The organism is Pseudomonas sp. SIMBA_068 (genome assembly GCF_046534705.1).
GTDB classification, from domain to species: Bacteria; Pseudomonadota; Gammaproteobacteria; order Pseudomonadales; family Pseudomonadaceae; genus Aquipseudomonas; species Aquipseudomonas putida.
This window is the reverse complement of sequence record NZ_JAWRYI010001866.1, coordinates 1-229: the sequence shown is the minus strand read 5'-3', so window position 1 is coordinate 229 and position 229 is coordinate 1. Positions and strand designations below refer to the sequence as shown.

Below are 229 nucleotides of genomic sequence, written 5' to 3'. Positions count from 1 at the left end.
CAGCGCGATAGCGATATCCGCCTGCTTAACGTGCTGCGCGTTGCGGTCAGCATCTGAATAGACCGCGACACTTTTGACGCCCAGGCGCTTCAGCGTCCGAATGGCGCGGCAGGCGATTTCGCCGCGGTTGGCAATCAGTACGGTGGTGAACATGATCAGTGACTCCCCTGTGATGCCAGCCAGTTGCGCCAGCCGCCCGTCTCAGTAATCTCCAGCGCGTTGTTCAGCG

General features: G+C 60.7%; 1 protein-coding gene. It reads right to left on the bottom strand.

Annotated elements, in window-relative coordinates; translation table 11 throughout:
* Positions 1 to 153, bottom strand: a 153-nt coding sequence (locus tag SB756_RS36245) for a biotin carboxylase N-terminal domain-containing protein (RefSeq protein WP_410914088.1), incomplete at its 3' end; no start/stop codon positions are given.
* Positions 154 to 229: the final 76 nt, after the last annotated feature.